The sequence below is a fragment of the Absiella sp. AM29-15 genome (assembly GCF_003434225.1).
Taxonomy (GTDB): Bacteria; Bacillota_I; Bacilli_A; order Erysipelotrichales; family Erysipelotrichaceae; genus Hoskinsella; species Hoskinsella hominis.
In genome coordinates, this window is the sequence record NZ_QVFL01000019.1 from 41,248 (window position 1) to 65,044 (window position 23,797).

At 34.4% G+C, this 23,797-nt stretch carries 29 protein-coding genes; 23 read left to right on the forward strand and 6 right to left on the reverse strand.

All coding sequences use genetic code 11. The features are described from left to right. The first annotated feature begins 64 nt into the window (after positions 1-64). From DW761_RS17060 to DW761_RS17080, 4 genes are read left to right on the forward strand one after another with little or no spacing between them, the layout of a single operon-like run. Positions 65-424, forward strand: a complete 360-nt coding sequence (locus DW761_RS17060; protein WP_117518902.1) for a hypothetical protein — start codon at positions 65-67, stop codon at positions 422-424. A gap of 56 nt (positions 425-480) precedes the next feature. Further along, positions 481-1,188, forward strand: coding sequence for a hypothetical protein (locus DW761_RS21520; RefSeq protein WP_233511837.1), 708 nt, complete (start codon positions 481-483; stop codon positions 1,186-1,188). Between the two features lie 18 nt (positions 1,189-1,206). Then, positions 1,207-1,680: a hypothetical protein gene (locus tag DW761_RS17075; RefSeq protein WP_199485655.1), complete on the forward strand. Its 474-nt coding sequence runs from the start codon at positions 1,207-1,209 to the stop codon at positions 1,678-1,680. A gap of 17 nt (positions 1,681-1,697) precedes the next feature. Continuing rightward, on the forward strand, positions 1,698-2,009 hold the full coding sequence (locus DW761_RS17080; RefSeq protein ID WP_117518866.1) for a hypothetical protein: 312 nt from the start codon (positions 1,698-1,700) through the stop codon (positions 2,007-2,009). Here DW761_RS17080 and DW761_RS17085 read toward each other — a convergent pair whose 3' ends face one another. Beyond that, positions 2,010-2,672 carry a Crp/Fnr family transcriptional regulator gene (locus DW761_RS17085; protein ID WP_117518867.1) on the reverse strand — a complete coding sequence of 221 codons (663 nt, stop codon included), beginning with the start codon at positions 2,670-2,672 and terminating at the stop codon, positions 2,010-2,012. Positions 2,673-2,768: 96 nt separating this feature from the next. Between DW761_RS17085 and DW761_RS17090 the strand changes: the two genes are divergently transcribed. The 9 genes from DW761_RS17090 to DW761_RS17130 all read left to right on the forward strand — a co-directional run bounded on the left by DW761_RS17090 (position 2,769) and on the right by DW761_RS17130 (position 8,825). Continuing rightward, positions 2,769-3,296 carry an ECF transporter S component gene (locus DW761_RS17090; protein ID WP_117518868.1) on the forward strand — a complete coding sequence of 176 codons (528 nt, stop codon included), beginning with the start codon at positions 2,769-2,771 and terminating at the stop codon, positions 3,294-3,296. Positions 3,297-3,300: 4 nt separating this feature from the next. Further along, entirely contained in the window at positions 3,301-3,789 is a 489-nt protein-coding gene (locus DW761_RS17095) for a permease (protein WP_117518869.1), read from the forward strand. Beyond that, positions 3,762-4,316, forward strand: coding sequence for a permease (locus tag DW761_RS17100; RefSeq protein WP_233513122.1), 555 nt, complete (start codon positions 3,762-3,764; stop codon positions 4,314-4,316). The genes DW761_RS17095 and DW761_RS17100 overlap by 28 nt, the downstream gene beginning before the upstream one ends. Before the next feature lie 225 nt (positions 4,317-4,541). Next, on the forward strand, positions 4,542-4,871 hold the full coding sequence (locus DW761_RS17105; protein WP_199485657.1) for a hypothetical protein: 330 nt from the start codon (positions 4,542-4,544) through the stop codon (positions 4,869-4,871). 27 nt (positions 4,872-4,898) lie between these two features. Next, positions 4,899-5,972, forward strand: coding sequence for a DNA alkylation repair protein (locus DW761_RS17110; protein WP_233513123.1), 1,074 nt, complete (start codon positions 4,899-4,901; stop codon positions 5,970-5,972). Positions 5,973-6,048: 76 nt separating this feature from the next. Then, complete coding sequence (locus tag DW761_RS17115; protein ID WP_117518873.1) at positions 6,049-6,954, forward strand: phosphocholine cytidylyltransferase family protein; 906 nt, start codon at positions 6,049-6,051, stop codon at positions 6,952-6,954. A gap of 8 nt (positions 6,955-6,962) precedes the next feature. Further along, on the forward strand, positions 6,963-7,238 hold the full coding sequence (locus tag DW761_RS17120) for a DUF1905 domain-containing protein (protein WP_117518874.1): 276 nt from the start codon (positions 6,963-6,965) through the stop codon (positions 7,236-7,238). Positions 7,239-7,284: 46 nt separating this feature from the next. Further along, entirely contained in the window at positions 7,285-7,488 is a 204-nt protein-coding gene (locus DW761_RS17125) for a cation transporter (RefSeq protein WP_117453888.1), read from the forward strand. Positions 7,489-7,601: 113 nt separating this feature from the next. Further along, positions 7,602-8,825 (forward strand): AAA family ATPase, encoded by a 1,224-nt coding sequence (locus DW761_RS17130; RefSeq protein ID WP_158553840.1) that lies wholly within the window; start codon positions 7,602-7,604, stop codon positions 8,823-8,825. Between the two features lie 27 nt (positions 8,826-8,852). On the opposite strand, the gene DW761_RS17135 is transcribed toward DW761_RS17130, so the two are convergent. Beyond that, a complete protein-coding gene (locus tag DW761_RS17135) occupies positions 8,853-9,635 on the reverse strand; it encodes a DUF975 family protein (protein ID WP_117518876.1) in 783 nt (260 codons plus the stop codon). Positions 9,636-9,749: 114 nt separating this feature from the next. Between DW761_RS17135 and priA the strand changes: the two genes are divergently transcribed. The 5 genes from priA (at position 9,750) to DW761_RS17160 (ending at position 15,157) form a co-directional block, all read left to right on the forward strand. Beyond that, the gene (gene priA, locus DW761_RS17140) at positions 9,750-11,918 is read left to right on the forward strand and encodes a replication restart helicase PriA (RefSeq protein WP_117518877.1); all 2,169 of its coding nucleotides are present in this window, start codon (positions 9,750-9,752) and stop codon (positions 11,916-11,918) included. A gap of 3 nt (positions 11,919-11,921) precedes the next feature. Next, positions 11,922-12,698, forward strand: a complete 777-nt coding sequence (locus DW761_RS17145) for a phosphatase PAP2 family protein (protein ID WP_117518878.1) — start codon at positions 11,922-11,924, stop codon at positions 12,696-12,698. Further along, positions 12,695-13,936, forward strand: coding sequence for a 16S rRNA (cytosine(967)-C(5))-methyltransferase RsmB (rsmB, locus tag DW761_RS17150; RefSeq protein WP_117518879.1), 1,242 nt, complete (start codon positions 12,695-12,697; stop codon positions 13,934-13,936). The genes DW761_RS17145 and rsmB overlap by 4 nt, the downstream gene beginning before the upstream one ends. A gap of 2 nt (positions 13,937-13,938) precedes the next feature. Then, positions 13,939-14,328 (forward strand): hypothetical protein, encoded by a 390-nt coding sequence (locus DW761_RS17155; protein ID WP_117518880.1) that lies wholly within the window; start codon positions 13,939-13,941, stop codon positions 14,326-14,328. Between the two features lie 142 nt (positions 14,329-14,470). Next, positions 14,471-15,157 carry a hypothetical protein gene (locus DW761_RS17160; protein WP_117518881.1) on the forward strand — a complete coding sequence of 229 codons (687 nt, stop codon included), beginning with the start codon at positions 14,471-14,473 and terminating at the stop codon, positions 15,155-15,157. Between the two features lie 87 nt (positions 15,158-15,244). Here the strand turns inward: DW761_RS17160 and DW761_RS17165 are convergent, their stop codons facing one another. Further along, positions 15,245-15,469 carry a hypothetical protein gene (locus DW761_RS17165; RefSeq protein ID WP_117518882.1) on the reverse strand — a complete coding sequence of 75 codons (225 nt, stop codon included), beginning with the start codon at positions 15,467-15,469 and terminating at the stop codon, positions 15,245-15,247. A 245-nt stretch (positions 15,470-15,714) separates the two neighbouring features. Here DW761_RS17165 and DW761_RS17170 point away from each other — a divergent pair, with 245 nt between their 5' ends. Next, positions 15,715-17,115, forward strand: coding sequence for a TldD/PmbA family protein (locus DW761_RS17170; protein WP_117518883.1), 1,401 nt, complete (start codon positions 15,715-15,717; stop codon positions 17,113-17,115). Beyond that, positions 17,108-18,439, forward strand: coding sequence for a TldD/PmbA family protein (locus tag DW761_RS17175; RefSeq protein ID WP_117518884.1), 1,332 nt, complete (start codon positions 17,108-17,110; stop codon positions 18,437-18,439). Before DW761_RS17170 ends, DW761_RS17175 begins: the two co-directional genes overlap by 8 nt. Positions 18,440-18,499: 60 nt before the next feature. Here DW761_RS17175 and DW761_RS17180 read toward each other — a convergent pair whose 3' ends face one another. After that, the gene (locus tag DW761_RS17180) at positions 18,500-20,440 is read right to left on the reverse strand and encodes a tetratricopeptide repeat protein (protein WP_117518885.1); all 1,941 of its coding nucleotides are present in this window, start codon (positions 20,438-20,440) and stop codon (positions 18,500-18,502) included. A gap of 108 nt (positions 20,441-20,548) precedes the next feature. Here DW761_RS17180 and DW761_RS17185 point away from each other — a divergent pair, with 108 nt between their 5' ends. The 3 genes from DW761_RS17185 (at position 20,549) to DW761_RS17195 (ending at position 22,358) form a co-directional block, all read left to right on the forward strand. Then, the gene (locus tag DW761_RS17185; protein WP_117453900.1) at positions 20,549-21,220 is read left to right on the forward strand and encodes a uracil-DNA glycosylase; all 672 of its coding nucleotides are present in this window, start codon (positions 20,549-20,551) and stop codon (positions 21,218-21,220) included. A 128-nt stretch (positions 21,221-21,348) separates the two neighbouring features. Beyond that, on the forward strand, positions 21,349-22,059 hold the full coding sequence (locus DW761_RS17190; protein ID WP_117518886.1) for an AzlC family ABC transporter permease: 711 nt from the start codon (positions 21,349-21,351) through the stop codon (positions 22,057-22,059). Continuing rightward, positions 22,056-22,358, forward strand: coding sequence for an AzlD domain-containing protein (locus tag DW761_RS17195; protein ID WP_117453902.1), 303 nt, complete (start codon positions 22,056-22,058; stop codon positions 22,356-22,358). Before DW761_RS17190 ends, DW761_RS17195 begins: the two co-directional genes overlap by 4 nt. Here DW761_RS17195 and DW761_RS17200 read toward each other — a convergent pair. Beyond that, positions 22,355-22,687, reverse strand: coding sequence for a helix-turn-helix transcriptional regulator (locus tag DW761_RS17200; protein WP_117453903.1), 333 nt, complete (start codon positions 22,685-22,687; stop codon positions 22,355-22,357). The genes DW761_RS17195 and DW761_RS17200 overlap by 4 nt on opposite strands. 339 nt (positions 22,688-23,026) lie before the next feature. Next, on the reverse strand, positions 23,027-23,782 hold the full coding sequence (locus tag DW761_RS17205) for an SDR family oxidoreductase (RefSeq protein ID WP_117518887.1): 756 nt from the start codon (positions 23,780-23,782) through the stop codon (positions 23,027-23,029). Between the last annotated feature and the right edge of the window lie 15 nt (positions 23,783-23,797).

Here is a 23,797-nt window from a genome sequence, read left to right on the forward strand (position 1 = left end):
TTTTTATATTTAAATGGTACAGGAAATAGTATAATGAAGATGATAGATGGAAAGTGGTGTTTATATGAATAATGAACAAAGGACACAAGTACTTTTACGTACATATGGATTTGATTTTGACAGAATACCTAAAGAAGAAATACGCGCCTTGATAGAAAAAGAGATTACTCATTATCAAGAAGGCAGTTCAGAATATATTCGTGTGTTGTGCGGTTATTTATATTGTATAGGAGATCAAAGTGATATTGATCTTATTGAAAAAGCCAAATACAATATCCATATGGATGTTGGCTGTATGATTGATATAGAATGGATTGACAGCTTAAAAAATGGTGGTATAGAAGGGGAGTATGTTCGTTCAAGAAAGGATATCATCGCTTCTTTTATCGCATACTATGAAGATTTTGAAGCAAACGATGAATAATTCCTGATATTAATGAGTCGGGTAACTAAGTAAGAAATCTATGTGAGGAGAAAAATATGGAAACTTTTTGCGTTAACTTAAATATTCACTATACAATACCACAGGAATTATGGGTAAAAGTAAAAGAAATCTTTACGCAAATGCCAGGTTGGACTGGTTTTGAAAATGGATGCCCAAAGTGGTATGGAGATGGTGGAAAAATCATTGAAGGTTCTTTAGAACCCAGTGGTTTACAATTATATGCAGAAATGCCTCAATCAGAATGGGACACATGGCTACAGTTATTTAAGGATAAATCCACAGCCGTATTAGGTTATCCGATTGGAGAACCAGAAGATGGATATACGTTTCCATATTGGCTATATCGATTGATCATGACAGATTCAGAATTATCTTATGATGATTATAAAGAAGAATTTGATATCGGTGTATTTGAAATGGAAAAACAAGCGATAGAAACAGCTAAATATTATCTTGCGAATGTTCAGGGATTCTGTGACTATCCTTGTACATATCGTATTGAATACAAAGAAATATCTGATTGTATTGATCATAAGCCAGATACAGTTTGGATCATACAAGGCTGGAATACGAATGATAATCTAGATGAGATAGATATCATAGAAAGTTCTTTTTTTCTCACAGAAGATAAAGCAAATCAAGAATTAGAAAAAATGAAAATGGTGAATAAGCGAACAGAATGGGCAGTATCCAGATGGAAAATTGGGGAATTAAAATGGCGTGATGGATTTATCAGGGTGTAGGTGATGGGAGGTACGATTATGATATATGGTGCAATTAATGAGAAAGGTGAGCGTTATTATACAAGAATGAGTAAAGTATTTGAAGCAATCCATCAAAAACAATGTGCGTATAACTGGCTAATTAGCGATGTGGATCATGTTCCTTCGAAAATCGAAGCACTTTATGATCAGAAACATTACTGTTGGATATCAGGAGATGAATTAACTAAAATCGTTCAAGAAGATGATTGGCAATGGGATTGGGCAGTCCTATCTGGTTTTGATAAAAGTATCCCACTATCAGAAGTTTTAAAATATCCACATCCATATGCCGATGGCTATAGAGGTTTTTGGAAGAATCCTGTTTCTATCCAGCATCCATTAGCATGTATAGAGATTGTCTGCTGGGATAGTTGTTTGACATTGTTTATAAGTGATCAACAAGCATTGGTGGAAAACTTTAAAGCGTATTTTCCATTAAGTGAAGATCTTGTTAAGTATAACCAAAGGTAAAGGAGTGAGGGATTTTTATGGATGAAGTGTTTCAACAATTCCAGACATGGTTTCTTAGTAAAAAAGCAAAATGGGATACACTAGGAATACAAGTGGATAAAGCTGGATTAAGTGAATTTGGACATCAATATTGGATTAAAATGCATTCGGATCAAGGCTTGGGAAATATTGTTTTATATGAAAGCAATGGATATTACTGGGTTGATTTTGAAGGTGGAAATTATGATTATGATGTTATGTTTCAAAGATCGGGTATCACATTTCAAAATATAGATGAGCTGGATTGTTACGAAAAAGATTTTATAGATCATATTACATGGAAAGGATGATCATTTCATTAATTTGAATGTGTTCAAATGATAGTCGATCAGACCATCTTTTTTCATATTGGATAATTCTCTTGAAAGTGCACTGCGTTCAATATTAAGATATTCAGATAGTGCGTTTCTATTGAGTGGCAGTTGGATGACAGAACTTTTTTGTTTATGTGATATATCATGCAAATAAGTTAAAATCTTTTCACGAACGGTTGTTTTTGTAAGACAAGTAATGCGCTCATGTAAAAGAATGCCTTTTTCTGCGACGATCGCAATATAGTTTCGTAGGAATGTTTCATATTTTAAACAGACTTTCACAGGATTTGTGAACATCAAATCATAGGAAATCTGTAAAACTATGACATCCTCTTGTGCCTGAACATATACAGGACTTTCTTTTTCAGGTTGTGCAGCAAGCATAATACCAATTTCACTACCTTTTTCAAGCAATGTTAAAATAATGATGCGATCAGAGGAATCCCATTTAATGGAACGTGCATGCCCCGATAACATAATACCAAATGTATGGATATTGTCGCCTTCTTCTATTATAAATTCACCACTTGCATAATGAACAAGTTTGGCTTCAAGGCAATCAAGCAGTTTTTCTATTTCATTTGTTTTCATACCTGAGAACAATTTCATCTTGGATAAATCATGTAGATAGTCTTTCATATGCCACCTTGCCTTTCATTTGTTGCGTACGCAACAAGAGATTTGGCTAAATTATAGTATAGTAGATACATAAAAAGCAAGGATAAGGTGAGAATTATGAAATCAAACAATCGTGTTCTTTGGATTAGCAATACAGCTGTTTTTATAGCTTTACTGATCGTATTACAGGCAGCCACTACGCCTTTAGGAAATCCCCTCATTACAGGTTCCATCGTTAATATGTTATTGATTATATCCGTAATGGTTTGTGGATTGTCATCAGGTGTATGTGTGGCGATGCTTTCTCCTGTGGCAGCTAAATTTTTTGGCATTGGCCCACTCATCAGTTTAATTCCATTGATTGCGTTGGGAAATCTTATATTGGTTTTGATTTGGTATTTCCTAGGAAATCAGAAAAAACATGACATGTATGCATTACTTAGTGGGGCACTTGCAAAATATCTGGTTTTATATATCAGTATAGTAAAATTTGCGGTTCCTGTGCTATTACAACTACCTGAAAAACAAGCATCTATCATTTCCAATATGTTTTCTATATCTCAATTGATAACGGCATTACTTGGCGGTATTCTAGCGCTTATAGTATATCCAAGATTGAAAAAAGCAAAGATGGGGGGCGATTGATGATATGAATACGATATTTGTGATTTTGATGTATGTGATAAGTGCCATGTTACTTGTGATATCTTTTCAAAAGGATCGTAAAAAAACAAAACAAGCCATACATAAAGCATGGAAAATGTTCATGAAGGTACTTCCACAGTTTATATCCATCATACTTGTGGTTGGCTTACTGCTGGCGATGATTACTACAGAAACGATACGCTCTATCATTGGGTCAGAAAGTGGTTTTATGGGGATGCTTATGGCTGCATTATTAGGAGCGATTACTTTAGTTCCTGTATTGGTGGCATTTCCAATCACTGCCCAATTATTACAAAATGGGGCAGGTATCATGCAAATCGCAGTGTTTATTTCCACGTTAACGATGGTAGGAATCGTAAGCTTGCCTATGGAAATCAAATATCTGGGTAGAAAAACAGCGATACTTAGAAATACATTATCCTTTTTGTTTGCTTTTCTAACCGCATGGATTATGGGGCTATGTTTATCATGAAATTTTTAAAGAAGTATGGGATGCTTATTCTATTAGTGATTATCAATATTGGTATATGGATTTATCAGCCACAAAAAGAATATACGATATTATATTTTACAGGTAAAAATTTTCTGAATTTTATATTTATGATTGTTCCTGTTTTTATATGTATAGGCCTTATGGATATTTGGATTAAACAGGAAACAATGGTAAAAATAATGGGAAAACAATCTGGTTTATTAGGGATGATCACTTCATTATTATTGGGAATGGTGACAGCAGTTCCTTTATATGCGTTGTTGCCTGTCACAGGCGTTTTACTTAAAAAAGGAAGCAGGATATCCAATGTTATTCTCTTTATATGCTCAAGTACAACTATTCGTATTCCATTATTGTTGTTTGAGATATCTTCATTAGGAATGAAATTTACACTAATTCGATTGTTATTGAATATCATTGTCGTCATAGCGATAGCATTCTTTACAGAGTTCCTTTTAACGGAAAAAGACAAAAAAGAAATGTATACAAGGATAGAGGAATTGTAAGTTTTAGATGATATCAGGTGTTCATGTAGAACACTTTTTTTTCTTGTGCATTCATAAGAAAGATGTCATAATGAGTTTATGAATGATATATATGAGGAGATAGTGTATGCGTGCATTTGAAAAAGAAAAACATACTGCAATATTGAAAACATGATTTGATGAATAAAAACTTTGATAAAATAAAGTTGATATTGCAATGTGGATGATAGGATATGGTGAAATATTATGTATGAAAAAATATTTGATGGTTTGATTCAGAAATATGGGGAGGATTTCAATTGGCATATTCTTCCAATTGAAAATTCATTTGATGCAGAATTAAAAAAAGAAATTCAAAAAGATCATTTCTTATTTGGGAAAGACATCTATGCGTTAGCGAAATGTGATGCAAATGATGATGTATTATATGTAATGCAAATGGAAGGTGTGGATATGTTTTGTATTGTGCATTTAACATATACAAAGCAAAATGAAAAAGGATTCCCCAAATACCAGATGTTTGAGAATATAGAGGAAGTTATAAGTTATTTGGAGGAATTCATTGTTTCACAGTAAATAGAAACTGTGGAAAGGAGAACCATGATGGAACCACTAAAGAATATGTTTCAAGAAGAAACCATGCGCAAATTTGCGTATACCCTGCATTCCTATGATGAAGATTTTCAAGTAGAAAGATTTTTGAAACTAGTTTTTGATGAAGAATGGGAAACATTAGAATTAAAAGCCAGATGTCGTAAGATAAGTATAAGTTTAGGAAAATGCCTGCCATCGAACTATCAAATGGCGATAGATATCCTTGAAAAAGCGGTTTCTGGTTATTCTTTTGCGATTTTCTTTCCTGATTTTGTGGAAGTATTTGGCTTAGATGATTGGGATATATCTATCAAAGTGTTAGAGCGAAATACCCAATACTGGTCGTCGGAATTTGCGGTAAGAGCATTTATTTTAAAAGATGAAAAGCGGATGATGAAGCAAATGTTAGTGTGGACAACACATGAAAGTGAACATGTCAGAAGGCTTGCTAGTGAGGGATGTCGTCCAATGCTTCCTTGGGGTCAATCCATTCCACAGTTTAAGAAAGATCCATCACCAATCTTACCTATATCAGAAGCATTAAAAAAAGATGATGCATTGTATGTAAGAAAAAGTGTCGCTAATAATTTAAATGATATATCGAAAACGCATCCACAACTTGTGATTGATCTGATGAAAACATGGATTGGAAAAGATGAAAGAACGGATTGGATCATCAAACATGGTTGTCGAAGTCTATTGAAAAAAGGTAATCTAGAGATTATGCAGCTTTTTGGATATCAGGCATTCGATCAAGTGCATATAAAAGAATTTCATTTGGAAAAGGATACGATAGCGATTGGAGAAGAATTAGTTTTTATGTTTGATATTGTATCAGATCAGGATATAAAAATAAGGATAGAATATGGTATTGATTACATAAAGGCAAATGGAAAAACAAATCAAAAGATATTCAAGTTATCAGAAGTAAGCCTGAAAGCTGGTAAACAGTTATCTTATGTAAGAAAACAATCCTTCAAGGATACAAGTGTAAGAAAGCATTATACAGGTAAGCATACCCTCACATTGATCATCAATGGTACAGCATGTCAAAGCCTTGCCTTTGATGTGATAAAAACATAAATCCTTCGTTAGGAACGAAGATATTGAAAAAATATGCTATAATAAAATGGCATGTAATAAAAGAGGAGAACAAACTATGAATTTAACATTAAATCAATTTGAAACACTTGTATATATCGAACGTCATCAGGATCATAAATTAACACAGCGTCATTTAAGTAAACAATTGGACTTATCTTTGGGTGTTATTAATAAAACACTGGCAGAATTAACAGAGATGGAATTAATCAAGGCAGATGGTTCTATTTATGATGTGACTTTAAAAGGATATGAATGGCTGGAACCATATCGTGTAAAAAAAGCAATTTTCTTAGCAGCTGGATTTGGCTCAAGAATGGTGCCAATTACACTAAATACACCAAAGCCATTGGTTTTGGTACATGGAAAACGTATTATCGAAACGCTGTTAGATGCAGTCATTGCGGCTGGTATTGAGGATATCACGATCGTACGTGGATATTTAGGAGAACAGTTTGACGTATTATTACATAAATATCCAAAGATTAAATTTATTGAAAATCCACTATATAATGAAACAAACAACATTTCTAGTGCATATCTGATTAAGGATATGATGGAAAATGCTTATGTTTTAGAAAGTGATTTATTACTGTTTAATCCGGATATCATCCGTAAATATGAGTATACTACCAATTACTGTGGTATTAAAATGGATGTCACAGATGATTGGTGCTTCTATACCAAGAAAGGTTATATCAGCAAGCTGGCAGTTGGTGGACAGGATTGTCATCAAATGGTTGGTATATCTTACTGGAATAAAGAAGATGGGAAAAAGATGTCTGAAGATATTGATAAAGTTTTCCGCATGCCGGGAGGAAAAGAAAAATATTGGGATGAAGTTGCTTTAAGGGAATGTTTAGATCATCATAAAGTCATGGTAAAACCGGTACATAAAGAAGATATTGTAGAGATTGATACCTTTAAAGAGCTGAAACAGATTGATCCAATCTATAACGTATAGGAGAAAAAATGAACAATAAAACATATGAGTTTGACGCAATTATTCAAAAAGTAGAAGGCATAGATGGAGCGTATATTGAGTTTCCATATGATGTAAAAACGGAATTTGGCAAAGGCAGAGTAATGGTGCATGCGACATTTGATGGCTATCCTTATGATGGAAGTCTGGTAAAAATGAAAACAGTGAACCATATCATCGGTATTCGAAAGGATATTCGACAGGTAATACAAAAACAGCCAGGCGACAAAATTCATGTGACGATTAAAGAAAGAAGCAAATCTTAAGCAAACAATCAAGGTTTGCGTTATAATAGAAATCGAGGTGATCATAATGGAAAAAGTATTTATGGTAGAAGGCATGATGTGTGGCAATTGTGAAAAACGTGTCAACAATGCAGTAACCGCATTGGATGGTGTTAGTGAATGTAAAGCAAATGCACAGGAAAACAATGCGACAGTAATCTTTGATTCTAGTAAAGTAAGCGAAGATCAAATTAAAGAGGCAATCGAAGAAATAGGATACGATGTGAAATAACATCGTATTTTTTATATGAATTTATATATCAAAATATTGTCATATTAATTCCACATAAGATGTATATGCGATATAATTATAGAAATAAGAACATAGGGAAATGGGGAACTGTCATGAAAAAATTACCGATTGGGATTTCGGATTACAAGGATGTCAGAACTGAGCATTGCTTATATATAGATAAGACCATGTTTATAGAAAAACTTGAGCATTGCGAAGATCGCTTTGTTCAGTTTTTACGGCCAAAACATTTTGGGAAATCATTGTTTTTATCCATGCTCTCTTATTATTACGATATATCATATGAACAGGATTTTAATCAGCTTTTCTATGATACATATATCCATGATCATCCAACTAGAGAAAAAAATAAATATCATGTATTAACATTTGATTTTTCAAAACTGGATATGAAAGATTGTAAAGAATTGAAAAAAGCGTATTGTGAAGAAATCAAAAATACTTGTGAGAAGTTTATGCGAAAGATAAAGGCATCGATAGATTTAGATATTGATCAAAATCCCTATGCGATTTTGTCTGATTTTCTTGATGTAGTGACACAGTTCATTGATTGTCCATTATATATTATGGTGGATGAATGTGATCATTTTTCTGATGAATTGATGTCAACTCATTTCCATGATTTTCAGAATATGATAGGAAAGAATGGATTCATTCGTAAATTTTATGAAACCTTAAAAATAGGAAAAGAAAAGGGCATTATACAAAGAGTGATGGTGACAGGCGTCACGCCTATTATATTAGATACCATGAGCTTGGATAATCAAATTGGCGTAAATATTTCGCTATATTCTGATTTTCACGAAATGATGGGACTCAATGAAAATGAAATCTTACAATGTATGAGCAGTGTACAGCCTCAGCATACTTTCATGGATCATATCAAAGAAAAATTTGATGGATATTTGTTTTCAAAAGATGGAAAACATCATTTATATCCTCCAGAATTAATTTTGCGATATCTTGATGAAACGCATTATCATGATTCTGAATCAAGTGAAGAACTGGAAAAATCAATTGTCAAGGAATATCAAGAATTACATCGCCTCTTACAGATTTCAAAGGATTATCAAAGAAATCAATGTATCCAGCGTCTTGTGAATGGAGAACAGCCTTCTATTTTTATGAGTGAAGAATTTATGATGGATTCACATTTTTCTTTGGATGATTTTTGTTCCCTGATGTTTTATCTAGGATTTTTAACTATTAGTGAAAAAGAAGGCAGTGGGATTTCTTTAAAGATACCATGTAAGGCAATGCAAAATATTTTTGTAGGATATTTTAAGAATTTTGAAGAGGATATGGATATGTTTTAAAAAAAAGGAAATCTTGCGGTTTCCTTTTTAATAGCGGTAATAAGAATTTTCTCGATATTGATCGCTTAAGTACAAATATAATAATGCATTTGTTGATTTGAAATATGGATATACAAAATACAAGCCAATGCCAAATAAAATACTACCTAGAAAATACCATCCAATAAAGGATAAATCTAAAACAAAGATATCCAGTTTCTGACCATCTGTTAACTGCTTGCTTCGATCAAATGCATCTTGTGTAGTGATATCTGGATTCTCTGCCAGAATATATGGCAACATGCGATATTGATAGGATTTAATAACGCCGGGTATGACAAATAATAATGACCACAAGAAGATTTTGATATCACGAATGACTAAGATTTTCGCGATATTCATATATCCTTGTTTAAAGGCGGAAAACAATGTCATAAAATCAGTATCTTCATGATCGGTATTCTCAATATAGAAATGACATTCACCACATTCAATCGGATTTGAAATGAAGATGTTGTATAGTATGGATGCAATTACAACGATAATCGATATGATACTGATGATGGATAAATTCATGGCAATATTAAATGGAAAGATTCCTCCTAAGATTCCTGAAACAAAAGATACACCTTCATGTGTTACCTCATTCACATTATAGAACCCATCGTTATAAGTTTGAATGTTCTGTGTGAAATGAAATCCTCCATGATTATCTACACGTGATAATATACCCATCAATATAGTGGCAACCAGACTAACCAAGAACATTTTCCAATAAGAACGTTTCATGATTTGTTTTGCCTGTTGTTTTAATTCTTGACGATTCCACATAATAATTCCTCCCTTTCTTTCTTTATTATACTTTAAAAAAAGCAGGAAATAAATGAAAACTTAAAGGATATGATATGGTATAATAAAACATGCATGAGAAAGGAGCCTTTTTATATGAAAATTGCACATGTATTTGTGGAACATCCTATCTATCATTTAGATCATACTTTTACCTACGCATGTGATGGTTTTGATTTACAGCGTGGTGTACGTGTAGAGGTTCCTTTTGGAAGAACACATATTATCGGGTTTGTGAGTGAAGTGAAAGAAATAAGTGAAGAAGAAAAGAAAAGCTATGGTTTTGAGATCAAGTCTATCGATAGCGTCATTGATGAAGAGCCACTTATCAATGAGGAATTATTTACGCTAGCGGATTGGATGGCTGATACCTATGTTGCGCCTAAAATCAGCTGTATTCAGTGTATGCTGCCCGCAAAGCTAAAACCGAAAAGTACGCATGGTACAATTAAAATGGAAGCTTTTGTACAATATGTAAAAGATATAAATAATTTAACGATCAAACAGAAAACAGCGTTGGAAGATTTAAAAGCCGTTAAATCGATGCCTAGAGCTGCATTCTATCAGAAATATAAAACACCGGGTAAAAAACTAATCGCGCTGGGATGTGCTAAAATCATTGAAAAAGAAGCAAGTGCATTTGTTAATGAAATACAAGTACAAGAAAGTGAATTTACATTAAGTACGCAACAGATACAGGCATTGCATGAAATACGAAAAAGTAAGCATCATGAAGTTTTTTTATTACATGGGGCGACTGGCAGTGGTAAAACTGAAGTGTTTCTACAGCTTGCATCAGATACAATCAAACAGGGAAAACAGGTGGTATTTCTGGTCCCTGAAATAGCATTGACACCGTTGATGGTAAATCGAGTAAAACGACGTTTTGGTAATGCACTGGCAATTTATCATAGTGGCTTAAATGCACAGGAAAAATATGAACAATATCAGCTGGTAAAACATCACAAGGTACAAATCGTTGTAGGTACGCGAAGTGCAGTCTTTATGCCGTTTGATGATTTAGGTTTAATTATTATGGATGAGGAACATGATACCAGCTATAAACAGGATCGTATGCCACGCTATCATAGTCGTGATATTGCGATTGAACGTGGAAAATATCATGATGCAAAGGTTGTTTTAGCAAGTGCAACACCTTGTTTGGAATCCTACGCAAGAGCATTAAAAAAGGTATATCATTTGGTGGAAATGCCACAGCGTATTAATGAAAGCTTTCCTGAGGTAAAACTTGTGGAAATGCGTCAGGCAATTAAAAACGGGGAAGATGCGACTTTAAGCAATACCATGCTGGATGCAATTTATGAGCGTTTACAACGAAAAGAACAGATAATTCTATTATTAAATCGTCGTGGGTATACACCTATTTTAAGATGTATCTCTTGTGGACATGTGATACAATGTCCTCATTGTGATGTGGCGATGTCTTATCATAAACAGGATAAGCAGTTAAAATGTCATACCTGTGGCTATCAAATGCCGGTACCAACACATTGTCCAAGCTGTGGTTCTTCCACATGGCGATATCTGGGCATGGGTACACAAAAACTAGAAGAGCTGGTACAGGTAAAATTTCCACAGGCAAAAATATTGCGTATGGACGCTGATACAACAGGAAAAAAGAATGCCCATGAAGATATCTTACAGGCATTTGCCAATCATGAGGCAGATATACTACTTGGAACACAGATGATTGCGAAAGGTCTTGATTTTGAAGATGTAACATTGGTAGGTATCGTAAATGGAGATGCCATGCTTGCCAGAAGTGATTATCGAAGTGCAGAATTAACCTATGATTTACTGGAACAGGCAAGTGGAAGAAGTGGTCGAGGAGATAAACGAGGAGAAGTCATTATCCAGGCATATGACATTCATCATTATGCGATACTTGCGGCTGCCAATCATCAATACCAGTACTTTTTCCAAAGAGAAATGAAGTATCGTCATATGGCAAATTATCCACCTTATACCTATTTGGTATCCATGGTGTTTCAACATAAACAAGAAGCAGCGGTATCACAAAGTGTATCCTATGCGATGGAATACCTGATGAAAAAAGAAGGATTTAAAGTATTAGGACCGGCAGGTTTACACAAAATAAAAGATGAAGAACGAACACGGATTTTATTAAAAGGTAAAGATCAGCGTCAGTTAAGCAGAATGGTAAAAGATGTATATGATCGACATATCGCATCCAAACAAAAAGCCAGACTGGAAATTGATCTGGCACCGATCATATTGGAGTAGCTTATGAAGAAAAAAGAATGGATTCCTTATATATTAGTGCTGATTGCTTTGATAATTAGCGCCTTCTATGATTATCAAATTACAGATTTCTTTTATGATAAAGGAAATCTGATTGGTATCTTGTTTGAACGTTTTTTATTGCTTCCTGTACAGCTCATGATTGTCATTACGATGTGCATGTGCAAGCGAATCTATCATAATCGCATCTATCTGTTGCTTGGATGGGTGGCTTCCTTATATATGATTCAGGATTTCATCCATTATTATGTACATATTGATATGATGGTATGGTGTATATGTATGTTGGCAGCAGTGCTTATCACAGCTCTTGTAAATTATGTGGTGATGAAATTTTCAGAATATACCATAAAACAGCATTTTCGGTTCTTTATGTTTTATACCTGCGTATTATTGAGCGCAATTCTTGTGACCTTTATCATAAAAAATATCTGGGGAAGAATACGTTATCGGGATATGCAAGATGCTGCACAATTTTGTGTCTGGTATAAACCTTGTGGATTATATGGCAATCATTCCTTCCCAAGTGGACATACGACAGCATTTACATCTATTTTATGTTTCCTTCAATGGAAGACACACCCCTTACAGAAAGTATCCCCATTTCGTTATATTGTGATAACCGCATGCATTATCTTTATGCCAGTCACACGTATGATGATGGGCGCCCATTTTTTAAGTGATACAGCCGCAGGTTTTATGATAACCTATAGCTGTTATTTGATTTATCGTTATCAGTTTCATATGAGGAGGAGTTTATGAAAGCACGAATGATCAGCTTTAATATATTAAAAGAAATATGTATACAAAAAGGCTACAGCAACCTGGTTTTACAGAAAAAATTAGAATTTGCCCAGGAAAAAGATAAAGGCTTTATTACACAAATTGTTTATGGTACCCTGCAGAATTATCGTTATTGTCGTTATCAATGGACAGACTTCGTGAAGAAAATGGATCATGAAGAAATCGCATTGTTGCTAGATATGAGTGTGTATCAGATGATTTTCATGGATAAAGTACCATCTTATGCTATCATCAACGATGCAGTAGATATCGCTAAGAAGATCAATGGGCGATATGCAAATCTAGTAAATGCAGTGCTGCATAAAGTAGACAAGCAGAAAGTAAAAGAAGTGATAGGAAAAAAAGAAGAAGTGCTGGCAATTAAAACCAGCCATCCAACATGGCTTGTGAATATGTGGATCAAACAATATGGATATGATATCGCTGAAAAAATCTGTTTTAGTAATCTGGAAATCAAGCCAGTAACTGCACGTGTCAATACATTAAAAATAAGCAAACAGGAGCTGCTTGAAAAAGAACCTTTGTTTCAGGCGGGAAATGTTAGTGAAGATGCTTTGATTTATCATGGTAGTCATCTGGCAGCTACCTCCTATTTTAAAGAAGGTTTTGTGTCTATTCAGGATGAAGCAAGTCAGATGGTTGCTTATTTGTTAGATCCAAAACCAGGCATGCGTGTATTAGATACCTGCAGTGCACCAGGTACAAAAGCAACACATATTGCACAACTGATGCAGGATGAAGGAGAAATTTTATGTGGTGATATTCATGAACACCGTGTGCATTTGATAGAAGAAGGAGCGAAACGTCTGGGTATTACCTGTATGAAGGCAGTCGTTATGGATGCGACCACTTTAGAAAACATAGAAGGTACTTTTGATCGTGTTTTATGTGATGTTCCATGCAGTGGTTATGGCGTTTTGGCAAATAAGAGTGATATCAAATATCATATGGAAAGCAGTGATATGGATACCCTGATTCCTTTACAACAAAAGATTTTAAACTGTGCATGTGAAAAGGTAAAACAAGATGGTGTTCTGGTGTATTCTACTTGTACCCTGAATAAAAAAGAAAATGAAAAACAGATAGAAGCATTTCTATCCACACATGAAGATTTTATTTTAGAAGAACAGAAAACGATATTCCCATTTGAATATCAAAGCGATGGCTTTTTTATGGCAAAGCTTAGGAGAAAATAATTATGGCATTTGGAAAAGATACACAGGTAAGCATGATGATGGGGTTTCCCGCAGTTGCGGATAAAATTCAGGAAATAGATCGATTACGTGGTTATGAAAATACATATGTGACAATTTCAGAAGTAAAAAAAGAATGTTTAGATGGTGTGAAAATCACACTGGAAGATGGAGAAGCCCTTGTAGTATCAAATGAACAGATGATATTAACAGCAACAGGCTGGAAACAAGCAGCTGATATTAGAAAAGAAGACTGGCTTTGTGGAAAAGAAGAAGATGAATTCATTGTTGTGGAAGATGTAGCTAGTGTGAAACAGGAAAATATGGTCAAGATTCGTGTGTTGGAAAGTGGCAGTATTATCGCAAATGGTGTAACATTAGGCATCTATGCATAAAAGGCGTATCCAATTGTAAACCTTTTTGGAACAAATATAAAAAAAGTGAAAAATACCGTTAGAATCGGCATATTTTTGATTATTTTTTCTATTTGTATATGCTATAATAAAGTAGCGTGAAAATTTCAGGGAAGGAGATTTTATGTTAAAGTTTAGTAAAGCAGAAAAAGTTGTCCTAATTGGCGGCATCATCGTTATTTTATTGATTGTGGCATTAGGATTTGCGAAAAAGACCTTGATCGATAATAAAAAAGAACCATTTAAGGTTCCAGAAAGTGCAGAAACGACAACAACATCAAAGAAAGAAGAACCAAAAGAATCTGATATCAAAGGTATTAAATTAAAGAAATCTACCTTTGTGGTTGGCTTAAATAAAAAACTGAGTGAAAAGGTTTCTACTTATGTGGAAGCAAGTGATGATATCATGAAGGAGATTGAAATAGATTTCTCTCATGTGGATATGACAAAAGCTGGAGAATATACAGCAAAACTTACTTATAAAAATGACAGTATTGATATCCCTATCGTTGTGAAAGATACAACAGCACCCGTTATTACAGTGGCAAATGCACAGGTAGTATTTACATTAGAACCAACAAGTACCTTAGAAGAGCTGATTACTTTTGTGAACGCTACTGCAGAAGATGATGTGGATGGTGTCATTGCATCTGATCAAATTACAGGATGGCCAAAAGCATTATCTGATAAAAATGAAACAGTTACTTATACGTTAAAAGTTAAAGACAGCAGTGGAAATGAAGGCAAAAAAGATATCACGGTACAATATATTGTGCCAACAACAGAAAATACAACACCAAGTGATGAATAAGATAAAGACGAATGTGAAACATTCGTCTTTTTAAATATGAAGGAGATTTAAGATTTGCCTTTCTCAACCTCAAAAATCGCCTTTGAATTACGGATTGCTTTTTGGTAGATTATCTTTGTTGATGTTGGCTTTTTCACTGTGATCCATAATTGTGGTCATGAATTGATCAAATTCTTTTACTTTTTGATTCTGTAATGTATTCTTGACAGGTTCTTGCTCATAAATGATCAATGTATAAAGATCTGCCTTGCATCCACAGCATAGAAATAAGAAAAAAATAACGAAAATGAATAGTTTACCAGATTTTGCCATGATTATCTCCTTTCTGATGAAATCACTAAACAAAACAATACCATGATGAACTTTCAAATGATTTTTGCCATGGTTATCATCCTGCTTTTATCTTTATTATAAATAGATTTTTTGAGGAATGAGATTGGAAATATAGTTTAGGGTATAATTGGAAACGCTGTCAAGATTTTGTGAAAAGCACAGAGTTTGCTGGTTGTGTCCTGCTATAAATCATAGTATAATGTTTCATAGCGAGGTGAAAATTTATGTTAGAAAAATCTCTGTTAGAGAAAGTTTTGCAGGAAGCATTGAAAACAGGTGGGGATTTTGCAGAAATCTTTGAAGAAACAAACTACAATACCTCTTATTCAATGCTGAATGGAGTGGTAGAAAGTGCAAATAGTGGTATTCGATACGGTATTGGGCTGCGTATCTATCATGATGTAGAATCATTTTATGCATATACCAACGATACAAGTGAAGAAAATCTGATGAAAACAGCAAGTAATTTGGCAGGTGCTATTCATGGAGAAAGGATCATTGATGTAAAACCATTAGAGGAAGTGGAATATGAAAATGCACATCCAATCAAGGTTTATCCAAAAAGTGTAAATGCAGAAACAAAAATTGCACTGATGAAGGAAGCAAATGATGCAGCAATGGCATATGATTCAGTTATTAAAAAGGTTATGGTTACTTATTTAGATAAGGAGCAGCATGTCGCAATATCTAATTCCCAAGGGCGTTATATCAAAGACTGTCGTGTTCATACAAGAATGGCAGTGAATGCAATTGCAGAGGATGGTGAATTAGTAGAAACAGGAAGTTGTGCACCAGGTGGTCATGAAGGAATGGAATTCTATGAAACACATCAGCCAAAAGAAATTGGTACAGAGGCAGCACGAATTGCCAAGACGATGCTGTATGCAGATGATTGTCCAAGTGGTGTGATGCCGGTTATTATTGATAATGGCTTTGGTGGTGTTATTTTCCATGAAGCATGTGGACACTCTTTAGAAGCAGCTGCTGTCGCTAAAAATCAGTCTGTATTCTGTGGGAAATTAGGACAGAAAATCGCAAGTGATTGTGTAACAGCCATTGATGATGGAACAATTCCAAACGCATGGGGTAGTGCAAATATTGATGATGAAGGTAACTTTACCAAACGCAATGTATTAATTGAAAATGGCATCTTAAAAAGCTATTTGATCGATACGCTGAACGGTAGAAGAATGCATATGGCATCCACCAGTTCATCACGTAGAGAATCTTATAAATATGAAACAGTATCACGTATGACCAATACGTTTATTGCACCAGGTGAAGATAGCTTTGAAGATATGATCAAGGATATCAAATTCGGTCTATATGCCAAAAATATGGGTGGAGGAAGTGTAGAGTCAAGTACAGGTGATTATAACTTCTCTGTTCGTGAAGGATATTTGATCAAAGATGGTAAGATTGATAAACCAGTAAAAGGTGCTACATTAATAGGTAATGGTGCAGATACCCTTTTGAAAATTGATAAAGTAGGTAAGAATTTAGAGCGTGCACAGGGAATGTGTGGTGCAAGCAGTGGTTCTATTCCAACTGATGTTGGTCAACCTGCCATTCGTGTCAGCTCTATGATTGTTGGTGGAAAAGATGGAGGTAATGCACATGAATAAAACAGTATGGATGAAGGAAGCCGAAAAACGTGGAATCACAGATTTTGAAATTTATGAGCAGAAATCTTCTTCTACCAGTATTCAGTTGTTTGAACATAAAGTTGATGGATTTACAATCAGTGAATGTGATGGAGTAGCCATTCGTGGAATTTATCAAGGAAAAATGGGAATCTGTTATTTAGAAGATGCCAGTGATACCAATATGGATTATGCCCTTTCACAATTGATGGATAATGCAAGTATTATCACCAGTGAAGATGAAGTAGAAATTTATGCTGGAGAAGATAGTTATCCAGAAGTTAAACAGAAAGAAAATACATTCAAGTTAAAAAGCAGTGAAGAGAAAATCGCTTTATTGAAACAGATTGAAGAGGCAATTTACGCAAGTGATGAACGTATTGAACAGGTCATGAGTGTAGATTATGCGGAAAGTGATGTCACAAGAAGTATATTAAACAGCAAGCAGCTTTCATTAAGTGATAGTAATTCTTATTCTATGGTTATGGCGCAAGTGATGGCAAAAGATCATGAAGATGTAAAAAGTGATTACGATTGGGCTGTGATCATGGATGAAAAAGACATTGATGTACAAGCATTCGCAAATAAATTGTCTAAAAAGGTTTGTGATAAACTTAATGCGACACAAATTCCAAGTGGAAATTATCCTGTCATTATGGAAAAGGATACGATGATCAGTCTGCTGGGTGCATTATGTGGACTGTTTGATGGCGAAAATGCCAGCAAAGGTATATCTATTCTAAAAGATTCTTTAGATAAACAGGTCTTTAATGAAAAAATTACCATCATAGATGATCCATTAATGGACTATGGATATTCCAGTTGTTCCTTTGATGATGAAGGGGTATCTTGTAAAAAGAAAACGGTAGTTGAACAGGGTGTTCTAAAGACATATCTGCATAATTTAAAAAGTGCAAAACTTATGAATACCACATCTACCGGCAATGGATTTAAAGCAGGATACGCCAGCAATGTAGGCATATCTCCAACGAATTTCTATATTCAAAATGGGGATACTTCCTTTGATGATATGGTAAGCAGCATGGAGCAGGGGGTTATCATTACAGATATTACCGGACTACATGCAGGATTAAATCCAATCAGTACAGAATTTTCTTTACAATCCAGCGGTTTTTATGTAGAACATGGTAAGATTGTAAAACCAATCAATTTAATTACAGTTGCAGGAAACTTTATGGACGCAATGAAAGAAATAGAAGCTGTTGGAAATGATTTAAAATTTAGTTACTCTGGCATCGGTGCACCTTCTATTAAATTTAAGGAGCTTGCGATTAGCGGAGAGTAATTGATCATAGCGATAATAAAAAGACGATTTCGATAATCGTCTTTTTACGTTTACTATGGTTTACGCAGTATGTTTCAGTTTTTTTATTTTCTCATAAAGTGATTGAATAATTACATCACAATCATCTGCTTCTTCAAGAAAGATATTTTCATTCCGTGTCATATCATAATTTTGGGTGTTTTTATACATGTCTAGTGCTGCTTCATAATAAGCCAGAGTAATGGCTTTTTGATCAAAGCCTTCCATTAATTCACCCATGAAGCATAATGCATCTCCTTTTTCTTTGGTAGGAGTGTTTGGCTGTGATTTCATAATTAAAGCATAACAGGATTCTATCAAGGTGAATGCTGTGATATCTTGCTTCATGAGATGAGCACAATGTGCCATACTGCTGTAACAGTCAGCTAATGTCAGGCTTTCCATATAGCCATCATCATCTTGTAAAGCATTTAGATAACAGGATAACATGATTACTTTTGCGCGATGATAACATTCCATTGCATAATTATAATAATTACATTCCATACAATAATCGCCTAATTCAGCATAACAATCACCAACGACATCACTATCCTCGCCATATTCTTTGATATGATATTGCAGATAATATTCATATGCTTTTAATCCTTCAGTGAAATGTCCATGATCTATATAAATATCACATTTTTTCTTATATAAATCAGCGATTTCATAAGCATCACTTTCTTCTTCAATTTGTTCATCCAATGCTTCAATCGCTTTTTCCATATCAGAGGAGATACCTAAGATCATCGCAATATTTTTCTTTAAGATCTTTGTGTCTTTTCCCTGACTGCCCTGAATGTTTGTGTAGATATCAAGGGCTTTTTGATAGTAATCTAAAGCTTTTGTATTACTTGGTGAATCTTTAGGTTCTTCGTTTTTGTGGTATGTTAAACCAATATTAGCATAAGCTCTGGCAAGTTCCTCCTGGTCATCATGAAGGGTTAGTGCTAAAGATAACGCTGTTTCTGCACATGTTCTTTCTTTTCCATGATCATAAATTAGACGATAACATACAGTTAAAGAATTATAAATACGCACTTCTTCTTTTGAAACACCTTCTGGATATAACATCTTCCATAAAAATAAAGCTCTCACTAAATAATGATGTGCCATTTTTGTGTCTTCAATACGTAGGTTATTTGCATAATCAATCAAAAAAGTAATTTCTTCTTCTTGAGGCATATTGATTAAAGTTGTTTCATATTTTAAATAATCAATGATACCATCGATCACACGAATCGTGCCAGTACAATGTGGACATACCATTGTGCCATATAATAGAGGCAGACAACTGGATAAGTATTCCTCTTTTAAATCCTTTAGAAAACGTTGGAAGAGAATGCCTGTATTTTCTAAAGGGGCCAGAAAAGGAGCAGGTGAAATTCTTCGATTTGGTGATATGGTAATGGTATTTCTTTGATCACTATTAAATAAATTGACCTGTTCAATCTTTGCGGTACAATATGGGCATGATATAGAGAAAGCTTCATCAAAACATCCGGTAGTCGCAAATGGTAAATAATCAACACCAATATCCATGATAGACAGCCAGATACGGGCTAATTCTGTTTTATCATCCACAGGCAGTTCTTTCATTTTCGATGGATTCATAATATAAATCATCTGTTCCTGTAAAATAAAAAGAGCTTCATAATAATCTGTATATATTTTCTGGTGGAAATCAAAGATATCTATACGATGATTAAATGTTTTCAACATTCCCAATAATACCAGCATTTGAATGATACGATTGATATCACTTTGATTTAATGTTATTTGAACAAGAAAAGGAAAGGCGAATACACCACATTCATTACTTTCTCCATCCTGTATCAGCATTTGACTAATCGTAAGATATATTTGATCAAATTCCTGATCATCCTCTGCGACTGCCAGTTGATCAAGCAGTGTTTTTAGTTCTTTTCCATTCTGTTCATCCATGGTATTGTATTCTTCCCATCTTACAAGTTCCATCATGAATATCACCTTCCTTTTATTAATTAATGGTATCATACTTTCAAATGAATGATAAGAAAAACGTTCCTTTTTTTATGAAAATGATATAAAATGAGAATGGTGATAAAAATGGTACATATAGGAAATGACTGGGATCAGGTTTTAGATGGAGAATTTGATAAAGAATATTATCGGAAATTACGTAATTTTATTGCACATGAATATAAAACAGCAACCATTTATCCAGATATGTATGATATCTTCAATGCGTTGAAATATACAGCATATCAGGATGTAAAAGTGGTGATATTAGGACAGGACCCTTACCATGGCCCTAATCAGGCACATGGATTATGTTTTTCTGTGAAAAAGGGAGTAACACCTCCACCAAGTCTTCAAAATATTTTTATGGAATTACATAATGACTTAGGATGTAAGATACCATCACATGGAGAATTGACAAAATGGACCAAAGAAGGTGTACTACTGTTGAATACCGTGTTGACTGTACGCAGAGGACAGGCAAATTCTCATGCGCAAAAAGGCTGGGAAATATTAACTGATGAAATTATACGCAAATTGAATGAGCGAAAAGAACCCATTGTTTTTCTTTTGTGGGGAAAGAATGCCAAAGCGAAAACAGCGCTTATCACAAATCCTTCCCATTTGATTTTATCTTGTTCACATCCAAGTCCTTATAGTGCGGATTATGGCTTTTTTGGATGTCGTCATTTTTCAAAAGCAAATGCTTTTTTGAAGGAGCATGGGAAAACACCAATTGACTGGCAGATTGAAGATTAACTTTTTGTATCATTTTAAATAGTGATAAGGAAGAATCAGATATGTAAAATTTGATTCTTTTTTTCATGAATTGTTTGAAATTCCAACATAATGCGATATAATATAGACTAAAAAAGGGGAGATTCTACATGGAGCATGTACAAAATCACTTTATGCAGGGTATTAAGGATGGCGTACCTATAGGACTTGGGTATATTTCTGTATCTTTTACCTTTGGCATGATGGCAGTATCACAGGGAATGCCATTAGAAGTTGCAGTTTTAATATCCTTAACCAATTTGACAAGTGCAGGTCAGTTTTCAGGTTTGGCACTCATCATGGCGCAGGGTTCTTATATCGAGCTTGCCTTATCACAATTTATTATCAATTTACGTTATGCGCTGATGTCTTTATCATTATCACAAAAAGTTGATCGTAAAATGACAACAGCACAGCGTGCAATAGTTTCTTATGGGGTAACGGATGAAATTTTTGCGTTAGCCAGCAGTACTTATGAGCGTGTTGGCAAAAAATATATGTATGGCTTAATCGCATTTCCTATGGCCTGTTGGACACTTGGCACTTTTATTGGCGGAGCGGCCAGTACATTATTGCCAGAAAGTATTCGTTCAGCTTTAAGTATTGCGATTTATGGTATGTTTCTTGCGATTATTATTCCACCTGCAGAAAAATTTCGTTCTGTACGTATCGTTTTGATATTATCTATTATCATGAGCTGTATTTTCTCATTATTACAAGACATCTTACCAATCAGCTCTGGTTTTGTCATTATAATTTGTACTGTCGTAGCCAGTGGCTTTGGCGCATACTTTTTTCCAGTTGAGGAGGTGTCATCATGACACAATATTTACCTTATATGCTGATTATGGCGCTTGTGACCTATTTGATCCGTATGATTCCACTCACTTTTTTTCAAAAGGAAATCAAGAGTCAGTTTATTAAATCATTTTTATTTTATGTACCTTATGCTGTATTGGGTGCAATGACATTTCCAGCTATTTTTACAGCTTCAGGAAATATGATTGCTTCTACATGTGGAGCAATTGCTGCTTTATTTCTTGCCTATAAAGGCAAAGGATTGTTAAGTGTCGCAGTTGCCGCATGTGTTGTGGTATATCTGGTATCATTTGTGTGCTAAATACTACTTGTATTAATTGCATGAAAATATAATAAGATTCCTTTAAGCAGTGTGATTTGCTGAGTACTTAAGTTTTTAGCGATTTCACAAATCTTTTCACGGTTGAATTCTTCTTGTTTAGGAATCGGATCAAGGTCAAATACTTCTAACATATCAATACCAAAGTATTTCATCATGGCACTAAATGTTTCAATATTAGGAATGCTTCTTCCATTAAGGTAAGAATTTATAGTTTGTGGAGTAACGTGCAGCAGATCAGCTGCCGTTTTTTGTGAATAGCCGCTTCTTTCTAAAGCAATTTGAAAAATTCTTCCAAATTCAGATTTCATAAATACCACCTTTCTTATATCGTCATTTCCATGACACACCAGCTAAGGTAATTATAACAAATAATATATATTTTTCTATAGTGAGTTAAATTATTGTAAATAGAGTCCAAAAACTCTCCAAAATGTAACGTTTTCGATATCAATTTCCAAATTTTTAAGCGCCTACACAAAAAAGTCCCTCTTTCTTATGCTATAGAGAAGGGGGCAGCTCATGAAACATCCAGTACATTATGATATTTACCTTTTCATCATGCTGATTATTGTGATTGGTGTTTTATTAATATTTTTACTTGATAATCTATTACAATAGATGAAAAAATCAGTGATACGCTCACTGATTTATTTTTGTATAGAATAGCCACCATCCACAGGAATACATACGCCATTGATATAATTGCTCTGTTTACTGGCTAATAACAATAATAATCCATCCACATCTTTGTAACAGCCCCATCGTTTTGCGGGTATATCATGTAAGATACTTTCATCATAATGGTTGCCATCACCAGCCATTAAAGAAGTTCCGGTTGTCATAAAACCAAAAACAATGGCATTGACCTGAATATCATCTTTTCCAAATTCCATCGCCAAATAACGTGTCATAGCATCAACGGCACCTTTACTTGTATAATACGCACAATATTGAGAAGTATGTTTTGGCAATATACCACTGGCATTGATGATTTTACCGCCACATCCCTGTTTTATAAACTGCTTGATCACTTCCTGTGCTAAGATAAATGCCGCATTCACATTGATATCCATTGCCATTTCCCATTCTTGTTTATGAATGTTTAAGGTATCTTCCTTTTTCATGATACCCGCAAAATTCAATAATATATCAATATGTCCATAAGCAGCCAACACTTCTTTCATTAAAGTATAGATAGCACCCGGTGTCGTAAGTGATATCGTAAGGGAATGATATCGTTGCCCCATTGCTTCTACCTCTTTCTTTAAATCCTGATCATCGCCAATACTGACACCAAAGATATCTGCGCCATGACGTGCAAGTGTTAATGCCATTGCATATCCCATACCTTGGCTGGCACCGGATACCAAAGCAACTTTTTCATGTAAATCAAATTCTTCCATGATGATTCCTCCATT

Excerpts from the sequence above, each read along its gene's own strand:
- DW761_RS17175 (WP_117518884.1), top strand. The coding sequence starts at position 17,108 with ATGAATAAAACAGTATGGATGAAGGAAGCCGAAAAACGTGGAATCACA.
- rsmB (WP_117518879.1), top strand. The coding sequence starts at position 12,695 with ATGAAAGCACGAATGATCAGCTTTAATATATTAAAAGAAATATGTATA.
- DW761_RS17120 (WP_117518874.1), top strand. The coding sequence starts at position 6,963 with ATGAACAATAAAACATATGAGTTTGACGCAATTATTCAAAAAGTAGAA.
- DW761_RS17160 (WP_117518881.1), top strand. The coding sequence starts at position 14,471 with ATGTTAAAGTTTAGTAAAGCAGAAAAAGTTGTCCTAATTGGCGGCATC.
- DW761_RS17155 (WP_117518880.1), top strand. The coding sequence starts at position 13,939 with ATGGCATTTGGAAAAGATACACAGGTAAGCATGATGATGGGGTTTCCC.
- DW761_RS17190 (WP_117518886.1), top strand. The coding sequence starts at position 21,349 with ATGGAGCATGTACAAAATCACTTTATGCAGGGTATTAAGGATGGCGTA.
- DW761_RS17130 (WP_158553840.1), top strand. The coding sequence starts at position 7,602 with ATGAAAAAATTACCGATTGGGATTTCGGATTACAAGGATGTCAGAACT.
- DW761_RS17165 (WP_117518882.1), bottom strand. The coding sequence starts at position 15,469 with ATGGCAAAATCTGGTAAACTATTCATTTTCGTTATTTTTTTCTTATTT.
- DW761_RS17085 (WP_117518867.1), bottom strand. The coding sequence starts at position 2,672 with ATGAAAGACTATCTACATGATTTATCCAAGATGAAATTGTTCTCAGGT.
- DW761_RS17145 (WP_117518878.1), top strand. The coding sequence starts at position 11,922 with ATGAAGAAAAAAGAATGGATTCCTTATATATTAGTGCTGATTGCTTTG.
- DW761_RS17110 (WP_233513123.1), top strand. The coding sequence starts at position 4,899 with ATGGAACCACTAAAGAATATGTTTCAAGAAGAAACCATGCGCAAATTT.
- DW761_RS17100 (WP_233513122.1), top strand. The coding sequence starts at position 3,762 with ATGGATTATGGGGCTATGTTTATCATGAAATTTTTAAAGAAGTATGGG.
- DW761_RS17200 (WP_117453903.1), bottom strand. The coding sequence starts at position 22,687 with ATGAAATCTGAATTTGGAAGAATTTTTCAAATTGCTTTAGAAAGAAGC.
- priA (WP_117518877.1), top strand. The coding sequence starts at position 9,750 with ATGAAAATTGCACATGTATTTGTGGAACATCCTATCTATCATTTAGAT.
- DW761_RS17095 (WP_117518869.1), top strand. The coding sequence starts at position 3,301 with ATGAATACGATATTTGTGATTTTGATGTATGTGATAAGTGCCATGTTA.
- DW761_RS17115 (WP_117518873.1), top strand. The coding sequence starts at position 6,049 with ATGAATTTAACATTAAATCAATTTGAAACACTTGTATATATCGAACGT.
- DW761_RS17180 (WP_117518885.1), bottom strand. The coding sequence starts at position 20,440 with ATGATGGAACTTGTAAGATGGGAAGAATACAATACCATGGATGAACAG.
- DW761_RS17185 (WP_117453900.1), top strand. The coding sequence starts at position 20,549 with ATGGTACATATAGGAAATGACTGGGATCAGGTTTTAGATGGAGAATTT.
- DW761_RS17075 (WP_199485655.1), top strand. The coding sequence starts at position 1,207 with ATGATATATGGTGCAATTAATGAGAAAGGTGAGCGTTATTATACAAGA.
- DW761_RS17205 (WP_117518887.1), bottom strand. The coding sequence starts at position 23,782 with ATGGAAGAATTTGATTTACATGAAAAAGTTGCTTTGGTATCCGGTGCC.
- DW761_RS17170 (WP_117518883.1), top strand. The coding sequence starts at position 15,715 with ATGTTAGAAAAATCTCTGTTAGAGAAAGTTTTGCAGGAAGCATTGAAA.
- DW761_RS21520 (WP_233511837.1), top strand. The coding sequence starts at position 481 with ATGGAAACTTTTTGCGTTAACTTAAATATTCACTATACAATACCACAG.
- DW761_RS17090 (WP_117518868.1), top strand. The coding sequence starts at position 2,769 with ATGAAATCAAACAATCGTGTTCTTTGGATTAGCAATACAGCTGTTTTT.
- DW761_RS17105 (WP_199485657.1), top strand. The coding sequence starts at position 4,542 with ATGTATGAAAAAATATTTGATGGTTTGATTCAGAAATATGGGGAGGAT.
- DW761_RS17195 (WP_117453902.1), top strand. The coding sequence starts at position 22,056 with ATGACACAATATTTACCTTATATGCTGATTATGGCGCTTGTGACCTAT.
- DW761_RS17135 (WP_117518876.1), bottom strand. The coding sequence starts at position 9,635 with ATGTGGAATCGTCAAGAATTAAAACAACAGGCAAAACAAATCATGAAA.
- DW761_RS17125 (WP_117453888.1), top strand. The coding sequence starts at position 7,285 with ATGGAAAAAGTATTTATGGTAGAAGGCATGATGTGTGGCAATTGTGAA.
- DW761_RS17080 (WP_117518866.1), top strand. The coding sequence starts at position 1,698 with ATGGATGAAGTGTTTCAACAATTCCAGACATGGTTTCTTAGTAAAAAA.
- DW761_RS17060 (WP_117518902.1), top strand. The coding sequence starts at position 65 with ATGAATAATGAACAAAGGACACAAGTACTTTTACGTACATATGGATTT.